Origin of the sequence: Gordonia heveisoli, from assembly GCF_030315745.1 — a bacterium.
Lineage (GTDB): Bacteria > Actinomycetota > Actinomycetes > Mycobacteriales > Mycobacteriaceae > Gordonia.
This window is the reverse complement of the sequence record NZ_JASXSH010000008.1, coordinates 147,561-167,336: the sequence shown is the minus strand read 5'-3', so window position 1 is coordinate 167,336 and position 19,776 is coordinate 147,561. Positions and strand designations below refer to the sequence as shown.

19 protein-coding genes are annotated in these 19,776 nt (G+C 67.4%); 5 read left to right on the top strand and 14 right to left on the bottom strand.

All coding sequences use genetic code 11. From position 1 onward, the window contains the following. Positions 1 to 45 precede the first annotated feature (45 nt). The gene (locus tag QSJ18_RS09520; RefSeq protein WP_286326146.1) at positions 46 to 222 is read left to right on the top strand and encodes a hypothetical protein; all 177 of its coding nucleotides are present in this window, start codon (positions 46 to 48) and stop codon (positions 220 to 222) included. A gap of 7 nt (positions 223 to 229) precedes the next feature. Beyond that, a complete protein-coding gene (locus tag QSJ18_RS09515) occupies positions 230 to 1,339 on the top strand; it encodes an LLM class flavin-dependent oxidoreductase (protein WP_286326145.1) in 1,110 nt (369 codons plus the stop codon). A gap of 139 nt (positions 1,340 to 1,478) precedes the next feature. On the opposite strand, the gene QSJ18_RS09510 is transcribed toward QSJ18_RS09515, so the two are convergent. After that, a complete protein-coding gene (locus tag QSJ18_RS09510; RefSeq protein WP_286326144.1) occupies positions 1,479 to 2,591 on the bottom strand; it encodes an acyl-CoA dehydrogenase family protein in 1,113 nt (370 codons plus the stop codon). Between the two features lie 45 nt (positions 2,592 to 2,636). After that, positions 2,637 to 3,836, bottom strand: coding sequence for an acyl-CoA dehydrogenase family protein (locus QSJ18_RS09505; protein WP_286326143.1), 1,200 nt, complete (start codon positions 3,834 to 3,836; stop codon positions 2,637 to 2,639). Between the two features lie 186 nt (positions 3,837 to 4,022). Here QSJ18_RS09505 and QSJ18_RS09500 point away from each other — a divergent pair, with 186 nt between their 5' ends. Then, a complete protein-coding gene (locus tag QSJ18_RS09500) occupies positions 4,023 to 4,616 on the top strand; it encodes a TetR/AcrR family transcriptional regulator (protein ID WP_286326142.1) in 594 nt (197 codons plus the stop codon). Positions 4,617 to 4,654: 38 nt separating this feature from the next. Next, a complete protein-coding gene (locus QSJ18_RS09495) occupies positions 4,655 to 6,070 on the top strand; it encodes an amidase (RefSeq protein WP_286326141.1) in 1,416 nt (471 codons plus the stop codon). A gap of 38 nt (positions 6,071 to 6,108) precedes the next feature. On the opposite strand, the gene QSJ18_RS09490 is transcribed toward QSJ18_RS09495, so the two are convergent. The 12 genes from QSJ18_RS09490 to QSJ18_RS09435 form a co-directional block, all read right to left on the bottom strand. Next, complete coding sequence (locus QSJ18_RS09490; protein WP_462476031.1) at positions 6,109 to 7,374, bottom strand: hypothetical protein; 1,266 nt, start codon at positions 7,372 to 7,374, stop codon at positions 6,109 to 6,111. 187 nt (positions 7,375 to 7,561) lie between these two features. Beyond that, entirely contained in the window at positions 7,562 to 9,196 is a 1,635-nt protein-coding gene (locus QSJ18_RS09485; protein ID WP_286326140.1) for a solute symporter family protein, read from the bottom strand. Next, entirely contained in the window at positions 9,193 to 9,549 is a 357-nt protein-coding gene (locus QSJ18_RS09480; protein ID WP_286326139.1) for a DUF485 domain-containing protein, read from the bottom strand. The genes QSJ18_RS09485 and QSJ18_RS09480 overlap by 4 nt, the downstream gene beginning before the upstream one ends. 138 nt (positions 9,550 to 9,687) lie before the next feature. Next, positions 9,688 to 11,436: a sodium/solute symporter gene (locus QSJ18_RS09475; protein ID WP_286326138.1), complete on the bottom strand. Its 1,749-nt coding sequence runs from the start codon at positions 11,434 to 11,436 to the stop codon at positions 9,688 to 9,690. 10 nt (positions 11,437 to 11,446) lie between these two features. Then, entirely contained in the window at positions 11,447 to 11,827 is a 381-nt protein-coding gene (locus QSJ18_RS09470; RefSeq protein WP_286326137.1) for a DUF485 domain-containing protein, read from the bottom strand. After that, the gene (locus QSJ18_RS09465; protein ID WP_286326136.1) at positions 11,824 to 12,618 is read right to left on the bottom strand and encodes a LytR/AlgR family response regulator transcription factor; all 795 of its coding nucleotides are present in this window, start codon (positions 12,616 to 12,618) and stop codon (positions 11,824 to 11,826) included. Before QSJ18_RS09465 ends, QSJ18_RS09470 begins: the two co-directional genes overlap by 4 nt. Before the next feature lie 15 nt (positions 12,619 to 12,633). Then, complete coding sequence (locus QSJ18_RS09460) at positions 12,634 to 13,860, bottom strand: sensor histidine kinase (protein ID WP_286326135.1); 1,227 nt, start codon at positions 13,858 to 13,860, stop codon at positions 12,634 to 12,636. A 50-nt stretch (positions 13,861 to 13,910) separates the two neighbouring features. After that, positions 13,911 to 15,518, bottom strand: a complete 1,608-nt coding sequence (locus QSJ18_RS09455; RefSeq protein WP_286326134.1) for a polyamine aminopropyltransferase — start codon at positions 15,516 to 15,518, stop codon at positions 13,911 to 13,913. Then, a complete protein-coding gene (locus tag QSJ18_RS09450) occupies positions 15,515 to 15,946 on the bottom strand; it encodes a DUF350 domain-containing protein (RefSeq protein ID WP_286326132.1) in 432 nt (143 codons plus the stop codon). The genes QSJ18_RS09455 and QSJ18_RS09450 overlap by 4 nt, the downstream gene beginning before the upstream one ends. Positions 15,947 to 16,044: 98 nt before the next feature. Further along, a complete protein-coding gene (locus QSJ18_RS09445) occupies positions 16,045 to 16,584 on the bottom strand; it encodes a DUF4247 domain-containing protein (protein WP_286326131.1) in 540 nt (179 codons plus the stop codon). Further along, complete coding sequence (locus QSJ18_RS09440; RefSeq protein ID WP_286326130.1) at positions 16,581 to 17,144, bottom strand: DUF2617 family protein; 564 nt, start codon at positions 17,142 to 17,144, stop codon at positions 16,581 to 16,583. The genes QSJ18_RS09445 and QSJ18_RS09440 overlap by 4 nt, the downstream gene beginning before the upstream one ends. Next, positions 17,141 to 17,779, bottom strand: a complete 639-nt coding sequence (locus QSJ18_RS09435) for a DUF4178 domain-containing protein (protein WP_286326129.1) — start codon at positions 17,777 to 17,779, stop codon at positions 17,141 to 17,143. The genes QSJ18_RS09440 and QSJ18_RS09435 overlap by 4 nt, the downstream gene beginning before the upstream one ends. Positions 17,780 to 18,048: 269 nt before the next feature. Here QSJ18_RS09435 and groL point away from each other — a divergent pair, with 269 nt between their 5' ends. Next, on the top strand, positions 18,049 to 19,674 hold the full coding sequence (gene groL, locus QSJ18_RS09430; protein ID WP_286326128.1) for a chaperonin GroEL: 1,626 nt from the start codon (positions 18,049 to 18,051) through the stop codon (positions 19,672 to 19,674). Positions 19,675 to 19,776: the final 102 nt, after the last annotated feature.

Sequence of the window (19,776 nt, the reverse complement as noted above, 5' to 3'; positions counted from 1 at the left end):
GGTTCTTCGGCCCCGATACCTGACGTCGAATCGCGGGAGGTTGTCATGTCGTGGTTGATCCGAATGCTCGACGACCGGCATCGATATCTGCTTCGAGCGGTGGACGGCCTGTCCCCGGAATCCGTGGGCGCGACCGCGCTCTGCGCTGAGGCGGTGTGTCACTGCGGTGGCGGGCACGACCCGGCCGCGATTGCCGACGCGCTGGTCGGCTCGGCGTCGTGAGTGAACGGTGACGATCCCCCTGTCGGTGCTCGACCTCGCGCCGATCGTCGAAGGCGGCACCCCGGCGCAGGCGGTCGGGAACGCCGTCGAATTGGCCCAGGTTGCCGAGGCCGCCGGATACCGCCGCTTCTGGCTGGCCGAACACCATTTCGCCGCGGTGGCCAGTTCTTCGACGACGACGCTGATCGCGCTCGTCGCGGCCGCGACTCGGCGTATTCGGGTGGGCAGCGCCGCGGTGCAGACCGGCCATCATCGGGCCGCGGCCGTCGTCGAGGCTTTCGGCACGATCGATGCGTTGTATCCGGGCCGTCTCGATCTCGGTCTCGGCCGGTCCGGGCAGCGTCGCGTCCAGGTCCGCGCGGGTACGGTCGCGCCGCCCTCGGCACCCGAACACGTCGTCGGTGGTCTGCTCATCCCGGAGCGGTTTCCGGTGGAAACCCTGCTGGCCTCCCCTCGGATCGGGGCGAGTGCGGCCGCACTGGAGTTTCCCGGCGCGCAGCCACCGGAGTTCGCCGGGGTGGTCGGCGACATCGAGTCGCTACTCGCGGGCGACTACACCGTCGACGACGTGGCACTGCGAGCCGTCCCCGGGGAGGGTGCGCAGGTCGAGCTGTGGATCTTCGGGAGTAGTGCAGGCGAGAGCGCGCAGGTCGCCGGGCGGCGCGGGTTACCGTTCGTCGCGAACTATCACGTCAGCCCGGCGACCGTCCTGGACGCGATCGAGGCCTACCGTGGTGCCTTTGTACCGTCGCACCGGCTCGCGCAGCCCTATGTGGTGGTGTCCGCCGATGTCGTGGTCGCCGACGACGATGCCACCGCCCGCCACCTGGCATCCACCTACGGGCATTGGGTTCACGACATCCGCACCGGCCACGGCGCCCGCGCCTATCGCGATCCCGGCACCGCCCCCGCGCTGACCGACGAGCAGCGTCGGGTCGTCGACGATCGGTTGCGCACCCAGTTCGTCGGCGACCCCGACGCGGTGGCCGAGCACCTGCACACCCTGGCGCGGGTCACCGGCGCCGATGAACTCGTCATCACCAGCGTCACACACGATTTCGAGGCTCGGAAGCGCTCGCACCAACTTCTCGCGAAAGTGTGGGGGCTGCCCGGCTGATCGCGGCGTGGGCCACCCTCGGACGCCGCCCGGGCCTGGGCGGCGGCATGACCCCCGGGTAGAAGGCCTCCCGACACACGGACCCGCCAAGCACAAGGACCCCGCCGGTGGCACCGGCGGGGTCCTCGTAGGCGAATTGTCAGCCGACGCTGATCGATTCGTAGGTACCCAGGTTCTCCGACAGTCGTGTCAGGTGGTCGGTGGCGTCACCCAGGGTGTGGCTGATCGCGGTGAGCCGGGAGACATAGTGTCCGACCGGGTATTCGGCGGTCACGCCGATACCGCCGTGCATCTGGATGGCCTCCTGGCCGATAAGGCGGCCCGACCGGCAGATCTGCAGCTTCGCCCGGGAGGCGACGATCGGATCGGCGATGCCTTCGGCCAGCGTCGCGGTCGCGTAGATGCTGAGGCTACGGGCCTGCTCGAGCTTGGCGTACATGTCGGCGGCCCGGTGGGTCAGGGCCTGGAAGGCGGCCAGCGGGACGCCGAACTGCTTGCGCGTCTTGAGGTATTCGGTGGTCAGATCCATGCTGCGTTCCATCGCGCCGACCGCTTCGGCGCACAGCGCGGTCTGCACACCCACCTCGACGTCGGCGATGATGCCTGCCTGGTCGCCGGTGCCGAGACGCTTGGCGGGGGTGCCGGCGAAGTCGAACTGGGCGCCGCGCCGACGATCGTGGGTCCGGTAGGCGGTGCGGGTGACGCCCTCGGCGTCGACGTCGACCAGATACAGTCCGATGCCGTCGGCGTCGCGGGCCGAGACGATCAGTTTGTCGGCGCAATCGCCGTGTCCGACAAGGCTCTTGGTTCCGGTGAGGGTGCCGTCCGGGGCTGCGGTGGTCTCGACCTTGTTGACGGGCCAGCGGTCACCGGGTTCGTGGTGGGCGAAGGCCATCAGCAGGTCACCGGCAGCCAGGGCGCCGCGCAGTTCGGCGCGGGTCTCGGCGTCGGCGGCGGACAGCAGCGACCCGGGTACCAATACCGAGTCCAGATACGGTTCGGGTGCGAGCGCCCGGCCGATCTCGGTCATGACGGAGGCGAACTCGACGGGGCCGGCGTCGGCGCCACCGTCCTCCTCGGGGAAGGTCAGGCCGAGAATGCCGATGTCGGCCAGCGACTTCCAGACCGACTTGTCCCAGCCCAGTTCGGTGTCGGTGACCGCGCGTAGTTTCTCGACGTCATAGGCCTTGGTCAGCACATCGCGCACGGTGTCGCGGAGCATGACCTGCTCTTCGGTGAGCTCGAAATCCATGGTGTTCCTTGTTCTTGAGAACGTGAGTACGAAAGGTGGGAGTCGTCAGAGGCCGAGGACGGCCTTGTCGATGATCTGGCGCTGGACCTCGCTGGATCCGCCGTAGATCGTGACCTTGCGATAGTTGAGGTAGGTCGGCACGCTCAGCTGCGCCCACTCCGGCGACGCCACCTCGGCGGTGCCGTTGGCGGCGCCGGCGTCCAGACCTGCGACGGGCAGGGAATCCGCGCCTGCGATGTCGGCGAGGAGTTCCATGGCGGCCTGCTGCAGTTCACTGCCGCGCAGCTTCAGCAGTGACGATGCCGGGTTCGGCTTGCCGTCGGCAGACGATGCCACGACCCGCAGCTGGGTGAGTTCCAGTGCCAGCAACTCGTTTTCGAGTTCGGCGAGGCGGGTGGCGAACAGCGGGTCATCGAGCAGGGTGCCGCCGCGGCCGGTGCTGGTCGCGCGCGCGAGTTCCTTGGCGCGGGCCAGCTTGGTCTTGGTGTAGGCGACGCGGGCGATGCCGTTGCGCTCGTTGCCGAGCAGGAACTTGGCCTGGGTCCAGCCCTCGTTCTCGTTGCCGACCATGTTCTCGACGGGCACGCGGACGTCGTTGAAGAAGACCTCGTTGACCTCGTAGCTGCCGTCGATGAGCTGGATGGGCCGCAGCTCGACGCCGGGGGTGTCCATCGGGAACAGGAACATGCTGATCCCGGCCTGCTTCTTCACATCCGGGTTGGTGCGGGCGAGGCAGAAGATCCAGTCGGCGAACTGGCCCAGGGTGGTCCAGGTCTTCTGGCCGTTGATGACGTAGTGGTCGCCGTCGCGGACCGCGCGCGTCTTGAGTGAGGCCAGGTCAGAACCGGCTTCCGGCTCCGAGAAGCCCTGGCACCACCAGATGTCGAGGTTCGCGGTCTTGGCGAGGAAGCGTTCCTTCATCTCCTGGGACCCGAACTGGGCGATGACCGGGCCGATCATGCCCGTGTTGAAGGGCAGCAGATCGGGTACCGACGCGAGGGTCATCTCCTCGCGGTAGATGTGGTGCTGGATGGGGGTCCAGTCCCGGCCGCCCCATTCGACCGGCCAGGCCGGGGTTGCGTAGCCGTGCTCGTTGAGTACGCGCTGGGTGGTGATGAAGTCGTCGGGGTAACGAAGTGCTCCCGCCGCGTTGCGGTCGCGGACTTCCTTGGGCACCTGGGTGGTGAAGAAGGTGCGCAGTTCGTCGCGGAATGCTTCTTCTTCAGGACTGAACTTGAGATGCATGGTTGAAGTCTTACTCCTCGGTTCCAGGTGCTCACGCGGGTACTGGCGAACTCGCGTGCGCAGTGGAGGATTCACGGTCGAGGACCGGCGTTGGCGCGCACAGGGGTCACGGTGACGCCGATCTCAACCAGGACGGTAACCAAACCCGCGGGCAAACGCAACGATCTTTGCAATAATGGTCGGATCATGACGACGAATACCTCTCCGGGTGACGGTTCGGGGCCTCAGCGACGCCCCGGTGGCCGCAGTGAACGTGTCCGCGTCGCGGTGTACACGGCGGTCGGTGCCCTGCTCGAAGGTCAGCCCGCCGAGTCCATCACCATTCCCCACGTCGCCGACCTCGCCGGGGTGACGCCGTCGACGGTCTACCGGCGCTGGGGGTCGATGGACGTTCTGCTGGAAGAGGTCGCGATCGAGGTGCTGACCGCCGAAGAACCGGTCCCCGACACCGGCGCGGTCACCTCCGATCTGGCTGCCTGGGCGACACGAATCGCCGCCGACCTCGCCACGCCGCGCCGGCACAAGTACTTGCGGGCGATGATCTGGGCCCGCAGCGAGGTGGTCGACGAATGTCCGCGCTGGGAGATCCGACGCCGTCAGGCCGACGCCATCGTCGCTGCCGCGAAGGGACGCGGCGAGCGGTCGCCGACCGCCGATCAGATCCTCGTGCACGTCATCGCTCCGCTCTATCACCACGCCGCGTTCGGGATGCGGGTCGACGACGCGTTCGCGGCGAGGCTCGTCGCCGACGTGATCTCGATGTCCGACAGTCCCGTCTGAGCTTGGCCTACGCTCTGCTCCATGGGTGGAGGAGCGACATGAAACGGGTCCATGCGTTCGGCGACGACTGTCTCGGTGATCTGGATGCGGTCGGAGTGGCCGCGGCGATCGCCGCGGGCGAGATGTCGGCGGCCGAGGCGACCGAGGCCGCGCTGGCCCGGATCGACGTGGTGAACCCCCGGCTCAATGCGATCGCCTACGACGATCGGGAACGCGCGCGTGCCCGTGCTGCCGTCGGTGACTTCGGTGGTGGCGCATTCGCCGGGGTACCGACGCTGATCAAGAACAACACCGAATACGCCGGACTGCCGAACCGGCACGGCTCGGCCGCGGTACCGGAGTATCCGGCGACGAAGAACGAGGCCTTCACCGACCAACTGCTGGGCACTGGGGTCAACGTCCTGGGTGCGACGACGCTGCCGGCCTTCGGGCTCACCGCGACCACCGAATTCGTCGACCGCGAACCGACCCGCAATCCGTGGGACACGGACTATTCGTGCGGGGCGTCCTCGGGTGGCTCGGCTGCGCTGGTCGCGGCCGGGGCGGTGCCGATCGCCCACGCCAACGACGGTGGCGGGTCCATCCGTATCCCGGCGGCCGCCTGCGGGTTGGTGGGCCTCAAACCCAGCCGCGACCGGGTGGCGCCGGCCGTCGAGGGTGAGGCGGCGCCGATCGACATCATCTCCAACGGCATCGTCAGCCGGACGGTCCGCGACACCGCCTACTTTCTCGCCGACACCGAACGTGTGCGTCCGGCAACAGGGTTAAATCCGGTGGGGCTGGTGACGGGGCCGGCAGAACGACGACTGCGCATTGCGCTGATCACCGAACCGATCACCGGTCAGTTACTCGACCGCGATACCCAGCGCGAGGTCATCGCGGTGGCCGAACTGCTCGAAGGTCTCGGACACCGCACCGAGATGGTGCCGCTGCCGGTCGACCGCGACTACATCACGGACTTCATCGACTATTGGGCGCTCCTGGCCTTTTCGATCGATCGGCTCGGCAAGCGCTATATCGATAAGGGGTTCGACCGTACGCAGCTGGATCCGTTCACCCGCGGTCTGTCGCGGCGGGCGCTGCGCGGATTCTGGCGGCTGCCCGGAGCGATCCGTGGCCTCAAGCGATCCACGGCAGCGTTCCGTGGCATGCACGAACGTTTCGACCTGGTGCTGAGCCCGACCCTCTCGCATGTGACACCGCAGATCGGATATCTGGATCCGGCAGGCGATTTCGACGAGATCTTCGACCGGCTGATCCGCTACGTCGCGTTCACCCCGGCCAACAACACGGCCGGCACACCGGCCATCAGTCTGCCATTGGGTCGGTCCGACGGCGGTCTGCCGATCGGCATCCACTTCAGCGCCGACCTCGGGGATGAGCGGACCCTGCTGGAGATCGCCTATGAACTCGAGGCGGCGAAGCCGTTCGCGCGGATTCAGCACGTCGGCTGAGCGGTTCCCGCGAACCCTGGCCGGGGGTGCTGTCGGTGTCAGTTCGGATAGCAGGCCCGCCAGCCGCGGGTGCGCAACACCGTGACGTCACAGTAGGCGGCGCGTGGATAGTACTCGCCCATGGTGACAGCCGGATCGGTGTGCCGGGCCTGGGATGCCTGTACCGAATAGGGATAAAAGTCGTTCGAGGGCAGCATATTTCGGATGAAGACGACCTTGGTGGGTATGGACGTGTCACCCCAGTTGATGATCGTGATCGTCGGGTCCGGCGATCGGGACATGTCCGCGGTCGCCGCCACCACATAGGTGTAATAGCCGCTGCTGTCGAGACGTGTCTGGAAGTCGGCGGCGCAGGCGACGACCGGATAGGGCGTCACCTTGTCGTTCTGGCACATCGACCAGTACCGCATCGCCGGCCCGGGGGTGGTCGGAGACTGACCTACCCGGGTGTTCGGGAAGGTCGGCGCCTTCCCTCGGATGACCAGCACTCGGCCCTTGCGGTAGGTCATCCCGGCGCCGATGTACTTGTTGTCGCCGTTGGGGAACAGGCCTGACGTCGACGCGGGGTTGATGAACTTCGCCTCCGGGGCATTCGACGGGAAGGAGCCCGACGCCGCCTGACCGATCACCCGGTCGAAGACCGCGGTCAGGGCGGCGGAGACCGGTCCGGAGTAGTCGCGCGGGTTGAACGGGGTGGCGCATGGGCGCAGGACTGTCGACGAACCGCCGAGCTTCACTGTGACCGTAGGCAATTGGACGCCACCGCTCAGCGATCGCGGGTCATCGGGCACATAGACACGGATGATGAGGAAACCGATGGGCGTGCTCTGTCCGGCACGCACGCCGCGCATCTGGTTGCGCGAGTGATCGGCCGCACCGGGTACGACGGTGGCGTGCCACGTGTCGCCGGAGCCCGCGCCTGCGGTGGTCGAATACGGGTTGTTGCTGCCCGGGTCCGGCTGGATCTGGCTGTCCCGTAAAGTGTCTACGGTATTGAAGTCGGTTCCGTAGGTGTTCAGCGAGAAGTAGCGGGCTTGCGGGTATCGGCCCGACAGCTGGATTGAATCACCGCCGCCGAGCGCGTAGGGGAGTATCCAATAGGTTGCGTTGACGTCCGGGAATGCCACGTTGAGGTCGGTGCTGTTGGACATCAACTGCCACGCACACGCGGGGCCGGGTGCGGTGCCCTGCGGTACCGGGGCGGCGGTGGCTTCGCCGTAGGTCGGCAGTGACATTGTTCCGGACACGACGACCGCCAGGAAGGCGATGACCACCCGAATCCACGATCGCGCGCTGCTACTCATCGGAAGCTCCATCGGTGGGCTACCGCGGAAACTAGCACCAATCGGCCCGCCGCGAGGGTGGTTCGGCCGGCGAATGCCGACTCGTGACCTGGTCGGCTGGGCTTCTCGGTCAGCGTGTGCGGTCGAACAGCATTCGGCTCTCGTGGCGACCAGCGCCACGAGAGCCGAATGCTGTTCTGGGGCCGCGCTAGTGCACGACCGCCTTCTCGGCGCCGACGCCGGTGAGGGAGCGAACCTCCATCTCCGCGTTGCGTTCCGGGACGCCCTTGTCCGCGGGCGAGGTGAAGGTACCGACGATGCCCAGGATGAAGGCCAGCGGAATCGACACGATGCCGGGGTTCTCCAGCGGGAACCAGGCGAAGTCGCTGCCCGGGATCATCGAGCTTGCCTTGCCGGAGACGGCAGGCGAGAAGATGATCAGCAGGATCGTCGAACCGAGGCCGCCGTAGATGCTCCACAGGGCGCCGCGGGTGTTGAACCGCTTCCAGTACAGCGAGTAGACGATCGTCGGCAGGTTGGCTGCCGCCGCGATCGCGAAGGCCAGCGCCACCAGGAAGGCGATGTTCTGGCCGTTGGCCAGGATGCCGAGCACGATGCCGAGGACGCCGAGGACGACCGCGGCGATCCGTGACACTCGAACCTGATCTTCCTCACTCACCTTGTTGCGCTTGATGACACTGGCATAGATGTCGTGGGCGAAGGACGCCGACGCGGTGATCGTCAGGCCGGCGACGACGGCCAGGATGGTTGCGAAGGCCACCGCGGAGATGATGCCCAACAGGACCACGCCGCCGAGTTCGAAGGCGAGCAGCGGTGCTGCCGCGTTCTCCTTGCCTGCGGAGGCCAGGATGCGGTCGGGGCCGACGATGGCCGCCGCACCGTAACCGAGGACCAGGGTGAACAGGTAGAAGGCGCCGATCAGGCCGATCGCCCACACCACCGAACGTCGGGCCTCCTTGGCGGTCGGGACGGTGTAGAAGCGCATCAGCACGTGCGGCAGACCCGCGGTACCCAGCACCAGCGCGATGGCCAGCGAGATGAAGTTGATCTGCGATTCCAGCGAGCCGCCATACTTGGCGCCGGGGGCAAGCACGTCACGGTCGGCGACCGCGGGATTCGATGCGCCCGAAATCTTGTCCTGGGCCGCGCCCATGATCTCCGACAGGTTGAGGCCGTACTTGCCGAGGACGATCAGCGTCATGAAGGCGGCACCGGCGATGAGCAGGATGGCCTTGATGATCTGCACCCAGGTGGTGCCCTTCATGCCGCCGACGAGGACGTACACGATCATCAGAGCGCCGACCACGGCGATCACGATCGACTGACCGAGCCGACCGTCGATGTCGAGCAGCAGCGCGACCAGGCCGCCCGCACCGGCCATCTGGGCCAGCAGGTAGAACAGCGACACCGCGAGAGTCGAGATCGCTGCGGCAAGCCGGACCGGACGCTGCTTGAGCCGGAAGCTCAGCACGTCGGCCATGGTGAACTTGCCGGTGTTGCGCAGCAATTCGGCGACCAGGAGCAGGGCGACCAGCCAGGCGACGAGGAAGCCGATGGAATAGAGGAAGCCGTCGTAGCCGTAGACGGCGATGGCGCCGGCGATGCCGAGGAAGCTGGCTGCGGACAGGTAGTCGCCGGCGATGGCGACGCCGTTCTGCGGACCGGAGAAGGAGCGGCCGCCGGTGAAGAAGTCGGCGGCCGAGGTGTTCTGGCGGCTCACCTTGATGACGACGACCATGGTGATGGCGACGAAGGCTGCGAAGATCGCGATGTTGGCGATCGGATTGCCGAGTTGCTCGGCAGCGAGGACCGTGGTGCTCATGCCTCTACCCGTCCTTCCATCTCGGTGCGGATTGCCTCGGCCTGCGGGTCGAGGTCGCGGTTGGCGAAGCGGACGTAGAGTGCGGTGATCGCGAAGGTCGTCACGAACTGGCCGAGACCGAGCACGATGCCGACGTTGATGTTGCCCCACAGCTTGGTGGCCATGAAGTCATGGGCGAAGGCGCCCAGCGCGACGTAGACGGCGTACCAGGCGAGGAAGAAGGCGGTCATCGGGAACACGAAGCGGCGCAGCGACCGTTTGAGTCCTTGGAACTGCGGGCTCGCCTGCATGGCGAGGTAGTCGTCGCCGGACGGCAGATGCGATGCCGGTGGCGGGGTGTCGATGGTGGTCACGGGTTTCTCCCAACTGTGATGGGTGTCTGCACCGAGCTTTGCTGAGGCGCAGATCACAGATCAATACGTGTCGGGGGTCACACGCCGAAGGCTGTGCTTTGTGCGCCGGACGGTCGGTTGTCGCCGACGAACGGTCGCTCAGCGATCGGCCTGCGGCAGGCGTTCGACGCCCATGCCGAGCCGTTCGGGGACATGCATCCGGGCAAAGATTCGTGACACGTCGGCGGGTATGCGACGCCGGGTCGCGAGGCTCGCGCCGATCATCGCGCCGAAGGCGAGTGGGACCGTGAGGGCGGCGGGATAGCCGATGACGACGGCAGGCCAGCCGCCGAGTCCGTCCTCGTCGGCGAGACCGGCGATCGCCAGACTGGTCGCCACCCCCGATGTCACGCCGCCGACGACGAGACCCGTGATGGCGCCGGCCGCGGTCAGCCCGCGCCACCAGATGCCCAGTACCAGCAGGGGACACAGTGTGGAGGCGGCCACCGCGAAGACCAGGCCGACGGTTCGTGACAGTTCCAGTGACGTTGCCGCCAGCGAGAGAACGACCGGGATGACACCACCGATCAGTGCGGCCACCCGGAAGTCGCGCACCCGCCCGCGCAGCACGTCGGTGGCCAGTGCGCCGGCGACGCTGACGAGGAGTCCGGAGGAGGCGGCCAGGAAGGCTGCGATGGCGCCGGCGGCGACCAGCGCTCCGAGTATTTGGCCGGGTATCCCTGCGATCGCGGCGCTCGGGAGCAGTAGCACGGCGGCGTCGGAGGTGCCGGTGATGAGTAGTTCGGGGACATACAGTCGCGCGAAAATGCCCAGCACCAGTGGGAACAGATAGAACAGCGACAGCAGCACGATCACGGTCAGTGCGGTGCGTCGGGCAGTCCGGCCGTCGGGGTTGGTGTAGAACCGCACCAGTACGTGCGGCAGGCCCATCGTGCCGAGGAAGGTGGCGATGATCAGCGAGATCACCTGGTAGAGCGGATGTCCGCCGCCGAGTCCGCCGCCGGAGGAGATCCACGACGATCCGGTCGACGGGGTGCCTGCGATCACGGGAGTGGCGGCGTCGGCGTCGAGTTCGATGGTGCTGCCCGCCCCGATGCGGTGGCGGCCGGGGTGCCCGATGGTCGCATCGTCGACGTGTCGTCCGTCGAGGTGCCCGGTGACCCGCACTCCGTGTGGTTCGGTGACGGTGACGATGACGTCGGTGGTCACGTCGACGGTGGTCGCCGTCGACACCCGCGGCGGCGCGGGGTCGCCGAGATGTTCACGGTCGGTGGCGAACACCGCGATCAGGGCCAGGGCGGGGATGGCGATGACGGTCAGTTTGAGCCAGTACTGGAAGGCCTGCACGAAGGTGATCGACCGCATGCCGCCGCCGACGACGTTGACGATCACGATCGCACCCACGCCGATCGCACCCACCCACACCGGTGCGCCGAGCAGGATGTTCAGTGTCAGTCCGGCGCCCTGGAACTGGGGGATCAGATACAGCACACACACCACCACGACGACGACCATCGCGGTCTTGCGGGCGGCCGGTGACGTCAGCCGGAACTCGGCGAAGTCGGGGACGGTGTAGGCGCCTGATCGTCGTAGCGGTGCGGCCACGAACAGCAGTAGCCCCAGATAGCCTGCGGTGAAGCCGACCGGATACCAGAGAGCGTCCGCACCGTATTTGGCGACGAGTCCGGCGACGCCGAGGAAAGAAGCGGCCGAGAGGTATTCGCCCGAGATCGCTGCCGCATTCCAGCGGGGGCCGACCGATCGCGAGGCCACCAGGAAGTCGGAGGTGGTCCGCGAGAAGCGGCCACCGTAGGCGCCGACGGCAATGGTGGCGACCGCTGCGACGATCAGTGCGATCGCGGTCAGGGCATCCGGCTGTCCAGTCATGGCCGGTCGCTCACGACGGGTCGGTGTCGTCGTCGACCACCCGCATGAAATCGCGTTCGGACTGCTCGGCGAGACGGACATACAGCCAGCCGATCCCGATGAACAGCGGATAGAGTCCGACGCCGAGGATGATCCAGCTGAGTCGGATGCCGAAGGCGGTCGCCTCGGTCAGGTGCGGAAAGATGCTGCCCGCCAGCGGGATGGCCACGATGACGACCATCAGGCTGATGCCCAGGCGCAGCGCCAGCCCCAACTGGGCGCGCATCAGCCCACGCACCAGTGCGTCGCCGACCTCGGTCTGCTCCTGCACCTCGACGCGGGTCCGCACCGTGCGCGCGCCGCGTCGTCGGGCGAGGACGACCCGTTCCCGCGCGGGCGGTTGGCTACTCATTCGGTGCTACCCGGAGATCGATAAGTGCGCAGCGGATTTCGGATGACCCGATCTTTCAGCTCACGAAGCTGGCGGCGGCTGACCGGCAGCTCTACGGCTTCGGAACGGCCATTGGCCCGGACGCAGACAACAGTTCCCGACCCGACCGTCCGCAGTCCGGTCACCATGCTCAGCGCCACCAGATATGACCGGTGCACGCGTGCGAAGCCGTCGTCCTCCCAACGAGAGGCCAAGGTGGACAAAGGTATCCGGACCAGATGCGCACCCGAATCCGAGTGCAGGCGCGCATAGTCGCCGACCGCCTCGACCCACGAGATGCTGTCGCGGCGGACCAGCGAGGTCACGCCGGCCATCTCGACCGGGATGACATCGTCGGGGGCGGCGGGTTCGGTCGTCGTGGCCTCATCGACGGTGCGGGCGGTGTCGAGGCGGTCGACGACCCGCGCGATGGCCTGCGTCAGCCGCTCCTCGCGCAGTGGTTTGAGGAGATAGTCGATCGCCCCGACGTCGAAGGCGTCGACGGCCTTGTCCTCGTGCGCGGTGACGAAGACGATCCGCGGTGGCGCGGCGTATTTGGTCAGGATCCCGGCCAATTCGAGCCCGGACAGTCCCGGCATGTTGATGTCGAGGAAGATCACGTCGACGGGGTTGCCGTTGAGTTCGCGGAGCGCGGCGGTGGCGTCGGAGGCCGACAGTACGGTCGATACGGCGGGTTGCCGTTCGAGCAGATAGCAGAGTTCGTCGAGGGCGGGCCGTTCGTCGTCGACGGCGAGAACCACCAACTCGCTCATCGCGCCAACCTCCGATCAAACATGGATACCGGCCCGGAACTTCGGCACCCGCATGCCGACCTTGGTACCCGCACCCACCGCGGTCTCGACCACTAGACCGTAGTCGTTGCCGAATGCGGCGCGCAGCCGATGATCGACATTCGTCAGGCCGACATGGGCGCCCCCGGTCCGCCGCGATTCCGGCTCCGATGCGGCGTCACCACCGGGTTCGAGGGCGTCGATGGCGCCGGTACGCAGCAGTTCGGGATCCATGCCGACCCCGTCGTCCTCGACGGTGATCACACAGTCGGCGCCCTCGTCGGCGGCGACGACGGTGATGGTGCCACCGCCGTTGGCGGCCAACCCGTGCCGCACGGCGTTCTCGACCAGTGGCTGCAGCGCGAGGAAGGGGACGACGACGTTGAGCACCTCGGGGGCGACGTGCAGCCGGACCTCCAGCGCCGGTCCGAACCGGGCTCGTTCCAGCGTCAGGTAGCGGTCGATGTTGCGCAGCTCGTCGGCGAGCAGTGTGTACTCGCCTGCCGCGCGAAACGAATAGCGGGTGAAGTCGGCGAACTCCAGGATGAGTTCCCGCGCCCGGTCGGGGTCGGTGCGGACGAATGACGCGATGGTATTGAGCGCGTTGTAGATGAAATGCGGGCTGATCTGTGCGCGCAGGGCGAGCACTTCCGCGCGGTCCAGACGGGCACGGGAGGCGTCGAGGTCGGCCAGCTCGATCTGCGACGACGCGTAACGGGCGACCTCGGCGATGGCGCCGAGCATGCCGGGCCCGGGCCGTCGGGTCGTGGCGACCACCAGTACGCCGACCCCGGTGTCCCCGGCGACCAGTGGTTGCGCGATCAGCGCGCGGACCGGGGATTCGGCGCCGGATGGGTCGGTGATCAGGACCCGTCGACCGTTGCCGGTCGCCTGCGCCGCGGCGGCGTCGGCGTGGGCGAGCATCTCGGCATCCCAGATCTCCTCGCCTGGCGGATCGTGGGAGAGTCGTCCGACGCCTGCGTCGTAGAGCGCGGCCCCCTCACCCGCGGTGAGGGAACGCAGATGTGGGAGCGACTCGGTCGCCGAGTCCGCCGACAGGCCGGTCCGCAGCGATCGGGTGGCCAGCGATGCGGTGTGCAATGCGGTGTACACCGCCCGCTCGGTCGGCGTCGCCACCCGACGACGGGTCGCCACCAGCACGACCAGCGCCACACACACCACGGCCGCCAGGATCGCGATGATGACTGTCGTTCCGGCGGACATCGCACCTCCTGTGTTGAGTGTCGGCCGGTTTCATCTTGACCCGGATCGAATCAGTATGTGGTCCACTCGCCCTGCGCGTATCGCAGGATTCGCGGATCCATCAGGGTCGACGGTGGTAGCTCCAGCGGGGGTCGGTCCAGTGGGAACACCGCGGCCGCCGCCAGTTCGGCGGGGCTGAGGAAGCGCAGGGTGGTCGCGGGCTGGAGTCGTAGCGGGACCGGATGCGCGCCGGCGAGGTGAAAGCCCCAGTCGCCGAAGGCCGGTACGTCCACGTGGTACGGGGTGACGGCCAGCCCGGCGTCGGCGAGGGTGGCCCGGATGCACCAGAACGACTTCGGTGCGAAGTAGGGCGAGCCTGCCTGCACCACCATGCGGCCGCCGTCGGCGAGGTGACGTTTCGCCAGGCCGTAGAACTCGGTGGAATACAGTTTGGCGGTGGCCGATTCGTCGGGATCGGGCATGTCGATGATGATGACGTCGTAGGCGCGGTCGCTGTGCCGGAGCCAGGTGAACGCGTCGTCGGCGACGACCTGCGCGCGCGGGTCGTTCATCGATCCGCGGTTGAGTCGCACGAGCCGGTCGTTGTGGCGGGCCAGGGAGATCATCTCCGGGTCGAGTTCGACGAGCGTGACCTGCCGGGCATCGGGATAGGTGAGCACCTCGCGTAGCGCGAGGCCGTCCCCGCCGCCGAGGATGAGCACCCGGCCATGCGGTCCGGCCATCGCGGGATGGACCAGCGACTCGTGGTAGCGATGTTCGTCGATGGAGGAGAACTGCAGGTCGCCGTTCAGATAGAGACGGGTGTCGCGACCTTCGGCGGTGCCCCGCTCGGTGATCACGATGTCCTGATAGGCGGTGCGTTGGGCGGCGATGATCGGGTCACGGTAGAGCGCCTGCCGGGCGGTGACCTCGAATCTCGTCGAGTAGACCAGGGCCACGACGAGGACGGCCACGACGGCCAGCGCCGCGGTACCGAGAACGGCCAGCCGCGTGCGCGATATCGACTTCGCGAAGACGACGAACACCAGGAAGCAACCCGCGGCGGCGTTGACGAGGCCGACGACCAGCGCGCCGCGCAATTGCCCGAAGATCGGGAGCAGTAGGAACGGGAAGCAGAGTCCGCCCACCAGCGCGCCGATGTAGTCGACGGCGAAGATGTCGGCGACTGCCGACCCGGCCTCCTGCCGCCGGATCCGTTGCAGCAGAACCATCAACAGGGGGATCTCGGCGCCGATCAGCACACCGAGGACGAAGGCCACCAGGATCATCGCCTGGGTGTACAGCGACAGATAGGCGAAGGCCGCGTACAGCGCCATCACCGACAATCCGCCGATCAGGGCGAGTGCGAGCTCGATGACCGCGAAGGCGGTGATCGAATGCGGCTGCAGCGGTTTGGCGGCCAGCGATCCGACACCCATCGCGAACACCATCACGGCGAGCACGATCGACGCCTGGGTGGCGGTGTTGCCGATCAGATAGGAGCCCAACGAGACCAGGGCCAGCTCGTACACCAGTCCGCATGCGGCGCAGACGAAGACGACGGCCAGTAGCGCCGAGCGCGCCAGCCTGGCACGCCCCGGGGTGGTGTCGTCGGGGCTGGTCTGCGATGCGGCCGTGGCGGCGGTGGTGGTGCTCGACCCGGTCTCGGGTGAGCTCACAAGATCGAGGCGCTGATGATGAGTGCGGTGCCGACGTGGGCGATGGCGTGCACCCAGACAGCCGGATGTGACTCCGGTGCGATGACGATAGCGCCGAGCTTTCCGGGGGTGAACAGGTCGACGATGAAGAAGGTCAGCGCCATCGCGACGAGGCCGATCACCGTATAGATGACCGTGTAGGTCAGCCCGACGGCCAGTCGTCCCTCGCTGGCGGCGATCGCGGCCGTCACAATCAATGCGACCGAGGCGAGATTGGAGCCGACGAGGATGCCCGCGTTGCGGTTGCGTTCACCCCACAGTTGGTGCCGCAGATCGCCCGGGGTGAGTACGTCGATGACCGCGAAGGAGACGAGCATCAGGAAGACTCCGACGCCGGCGTAGGCAGCTGCGTACCCGGCGTTGAGTGCGATGTCATGCACCGAGATCATGTGTGTTCTCCAGCTTCTCGTGGGTCGGGGCTTCTGATGGATGGGGGCTGTTCTCGGTACCGGTCCGGCTCATCTGGGGACTTCCTCTGCGCCGGAACTCATTTGCCGCCGCCGCCACTACCGCCGCCGCGGTTGTCACTGCCCGAGCCGCCGTAACTCGGTGACGGAACCCAATATCCGCCGACGTAGTTGTGATAGTGGTGATAGCCCGAGCGGTAGTCGCGCGACAACATGACCTGCGTTTTACCCACGCCGTACGGGAAGAGTGCGACCAGATAGTTCGGGTATTGCATGAAGGTGGTCCCCGCGACGTTGCCCGGCGCGGTGTCGCCGGACCGTCGGTCGGTGGGCACCTCGGCGATGGCGATCTGGTCGGCGACGTCGGCGGGTGCACCGTCGGCGATATACGCCTGCACGTCGCCTTCGTCGAGCGTCGCCTCCCGGTGGTACTGGGAGGTGATGTGGTCGCGCGCGCTGCCGCCCGCCACGCCCTTGATGGCGTGATAGCCGCACGATCCGATGAGGATCAGCGCCGCAACGCCGGCGATCGCGGCGATGATCCGATTCCGGGTACGACGCAGACCCGCCAGCGGATCTGTCCCGTTGTCGGGATCGTCGTCGGATGGGCCGCCCGTCATCGGATGAGCCCTTCCGCTGTGGCGGTGACGGACTCATGGTCGAGGGTGCTCGTGGTGACCACGACCTCCCCCGACTGCGGATAGGTATGCCATGTCTGCCAGGACACCCGATGGTCGTCGGCCGGCGCGACGGCGATCGCGGTCACCGCGTTCGGTTCACCGGGGAATCGGCCGAGCAGGGCGGGTAGTCCGGCGGCCCGACGCTCGACGACGGTCCGGGCGACGTCGCCGACGAGGTCGGCCATCGACACGGGGGAGTGGACGTCGATCCTCGATGTGAAGCGGTAGCCGGATTGTTCGAGCGACGCCGGCCGGTCGCCGGTCTCCCCGGGCAGGCAGGCGAGGGTCTCGCAGATGCGACGCCGACCGTCGTCGACGATCACCTGATGACTCGCTCCGAGCAGCCGTAACGCGATGGCGATCTCGCCGACGGTGCCTGCGGATTCGGCGAGGGCCGGTTGCGCGGGGGCGGTCAGCGAGAAGCCGAGTTGGGCGGCTCGGGTGTCGGCGTAGGCCACCGGCAGGTCGGTGACGGTGCCGTCCGCAGGTGCGGCACTCACGGCTTCTCGGGTGCGGGGTTGCTCGGATAGATGCGGTACTCGCCGGGGTCGAGTACCTGGCCGCGGGCGCATTCCCAGCCGCCGCCGAAGTCCTCGAAGGACAGTCGGGTGTCGTCGGCTGCCTGATAGTCGTGGTAGCGCAGCGCGCCGGTGGGGGCCAGGCCGGTGGTTCCGGCCGAGGTGAAGTTCGCCGATCCGGATTCGTCGGTGAAGTAGCGTCGGCCGTCGACCTCGACCGCGTCGGGTCCGGGCGTGACCGTCACGCCCTTGAGTTCTTCCCAGAGCACGACTTCGAGGTCGGGATCGTCCTCGACCGAGATCCAGGCCTTGCGGCCGAGGCCGGTGTCGAGGTGGTTCTCGGTCCACACGAAGCTGCCCTGGGTCAGGCGCAGGGTGCCGCGCACCGCATAGGTGTCACCGCGGATCTCGATCAGGTCGCTGGGCTTGAGGTTGCGCGGATTGCCGTAGACGGCGTCGTCGTCGGCCGAGGAGAAGGGGTCCCCGGGCCGATAGGTGCGATTGCGCAGGGCCTCTTCCTCGGCCTTTCTGAGCCGGCGTTTGCCCAGGTAGTCGAAGAGGACGAGGACGGCGACGATGGCGAGCAGCGCAATGATGATGACAAGCAGATACCCCACGCGATGACCCTAACCCGTTCGGTGGGCGCGAGCCTCCCGGTGGGCGCCGATGGCAGTCGCCCGATCGACACGCCCGACCCTCGTCGAACAGGACCGTCGACCTTGCACTCTCGGGGGTCGAGTGCTAAAACGGACCTTGGCACTCATACCGCATGAGTGCTAGGTCGGGACGGTGAGATCGGTCCGAAGACACACCGGTCGTCCGTCGCGGGCACCGAGTCCGGCCATAGATACCTAGTGTCACCCCCCTATCGGAGGATCACTTACCCATGGCCAAGCAAATCGCGTTCGACGAAGAGGCCCGCCGCGGCCTCGAGCGGGGCCTCAACAGCCTCGCCGACGCAGTCAAGGTGACGTTGGGACCGAAGGGTCGCAACGTCGTTCTGGAGAAGAAGTGGGGCGCCCCCACGATCACCAACGATGGTGTTTCCATCGCCAAGGAGATCGAGCTGGAGGACCCGTACGAGAAGATCGGCGCCGAGCTGGTCAAGGAAGTCGCCAAGAAGACCGACGACGTCGCGGGCGACGGCACCACCACCGCCACCGTGCTCGCCCAGGCTCTCGTCCGTGAGGGCCTGCGCAACGTCGCTGCCGGCGCCAACCCGCTGGGTCTGAAGCGCGGCATCGAGAAGGCCGTCGAGGCTGTCACCGAATCCCTCCTGAAGAGCGCCAAGGAGGTCGAGACCAAGGAGCAGATCGCTGCCACCGCGGGCATCTCGGCCGGCGACTCGTCGATCGGCGAGCTCATCGCCGAGGCGATGGACAAGGTGGGCAAGGAAGGTGTCATCACCGTCGAGGAGTCCAACACCTTCGGGCTGCAGCTGGAGCTCACCGAGGGTATGCGCTTCGACAAGGGCTACATCTCGGGCTACTTCGTCACCGACGCCGACCGCCAGGAAGCCGTCCTCGACGACCCGTACATCCTGCTGGTCTCGGGCAAGGTCTCGACCATCAAGGACCTGCTGCCGCTGCTGGAGAAGGTCATCCAGGCCGGCAAGCCGCTGCTGATCATCGCCGAGGACGTCGAGGGCGAAGCCCTGTCGACCCTGGTCGTGAACAAGCTCAAGGGCACCTTCAAGTCCGTCGCCGTCAAGGCTCCGGGCTTCGGTGACCGCCGCAAGGCCATGCTGGCCGACATCGCCATCCTCACCGGTGGCGAGGTCATCAGCGAAGAGGTCGGCCTCTCGCTGGAGACCGCCGGCGTCGAGCTGCTCGGCACCGCACGCAAGATCGTCGTCACCAAGGACGAGACCACCATCGTCGAGGGCGCGGGTGACCCCGAGGCCATCGCCGGTCGCGTGGCCCAGATCCGTGGCGAGATCGAGAACAGCGACTCCGACTACGACCGTGAGAAGCTGCAGGAGCGTCTGGCCAAGCTGGCCGGCGGTGTTGCGGTCATCAAGGCCGGCGCTGCGACCGAGGTCGAGCTCAAGGAGCGCAAGCACCGCATCGAGGACGCCGTCCGCAACGCGAAGGCTGCCGTCGAAGAGGGCATCGTCGCCGGTGGTGGCGTGGCCCTGCTGCAGTCCGAGCCGGCCATCGACGGTCTGTCGCTGGAAGGCGACGAGGCCACCGGTGCCAACATCGTCCGCGTCTCGCTGTCGGCCCCGGCCAAGCAGATCGCCGTCAACGCCGGTCTCGAGCCGGGCGTCGTCGCCGACAAGATCCTCAACTCGCCCACCGGCACCGGCCTCAACGCCGCCACCGGCGTGTACGAGGACCTGCTGGCCGCAGGCATCAACGACCCGGTGAAGGTCACCCGCTCGGCGCTGCAGAACGCAGCCTCGATCGCGGCTCTGTTCCTCACCACCGAGGCCGTCGTCGCCGACAAGCCCGAGAAGAACGCCGCACCGGCTATGCCGGGTGGCGACGAGATGGGCGGCATGGGCTTCTGAGTTAATCTCAGGCTCAACGCTTTTCGTACAGAAGGCCGGTCACCCGCTGGGTGGCCGGCCTTCTGGCTGTCCGCCCCCTGGGCGCCTGCTCTCGTGCCCGAC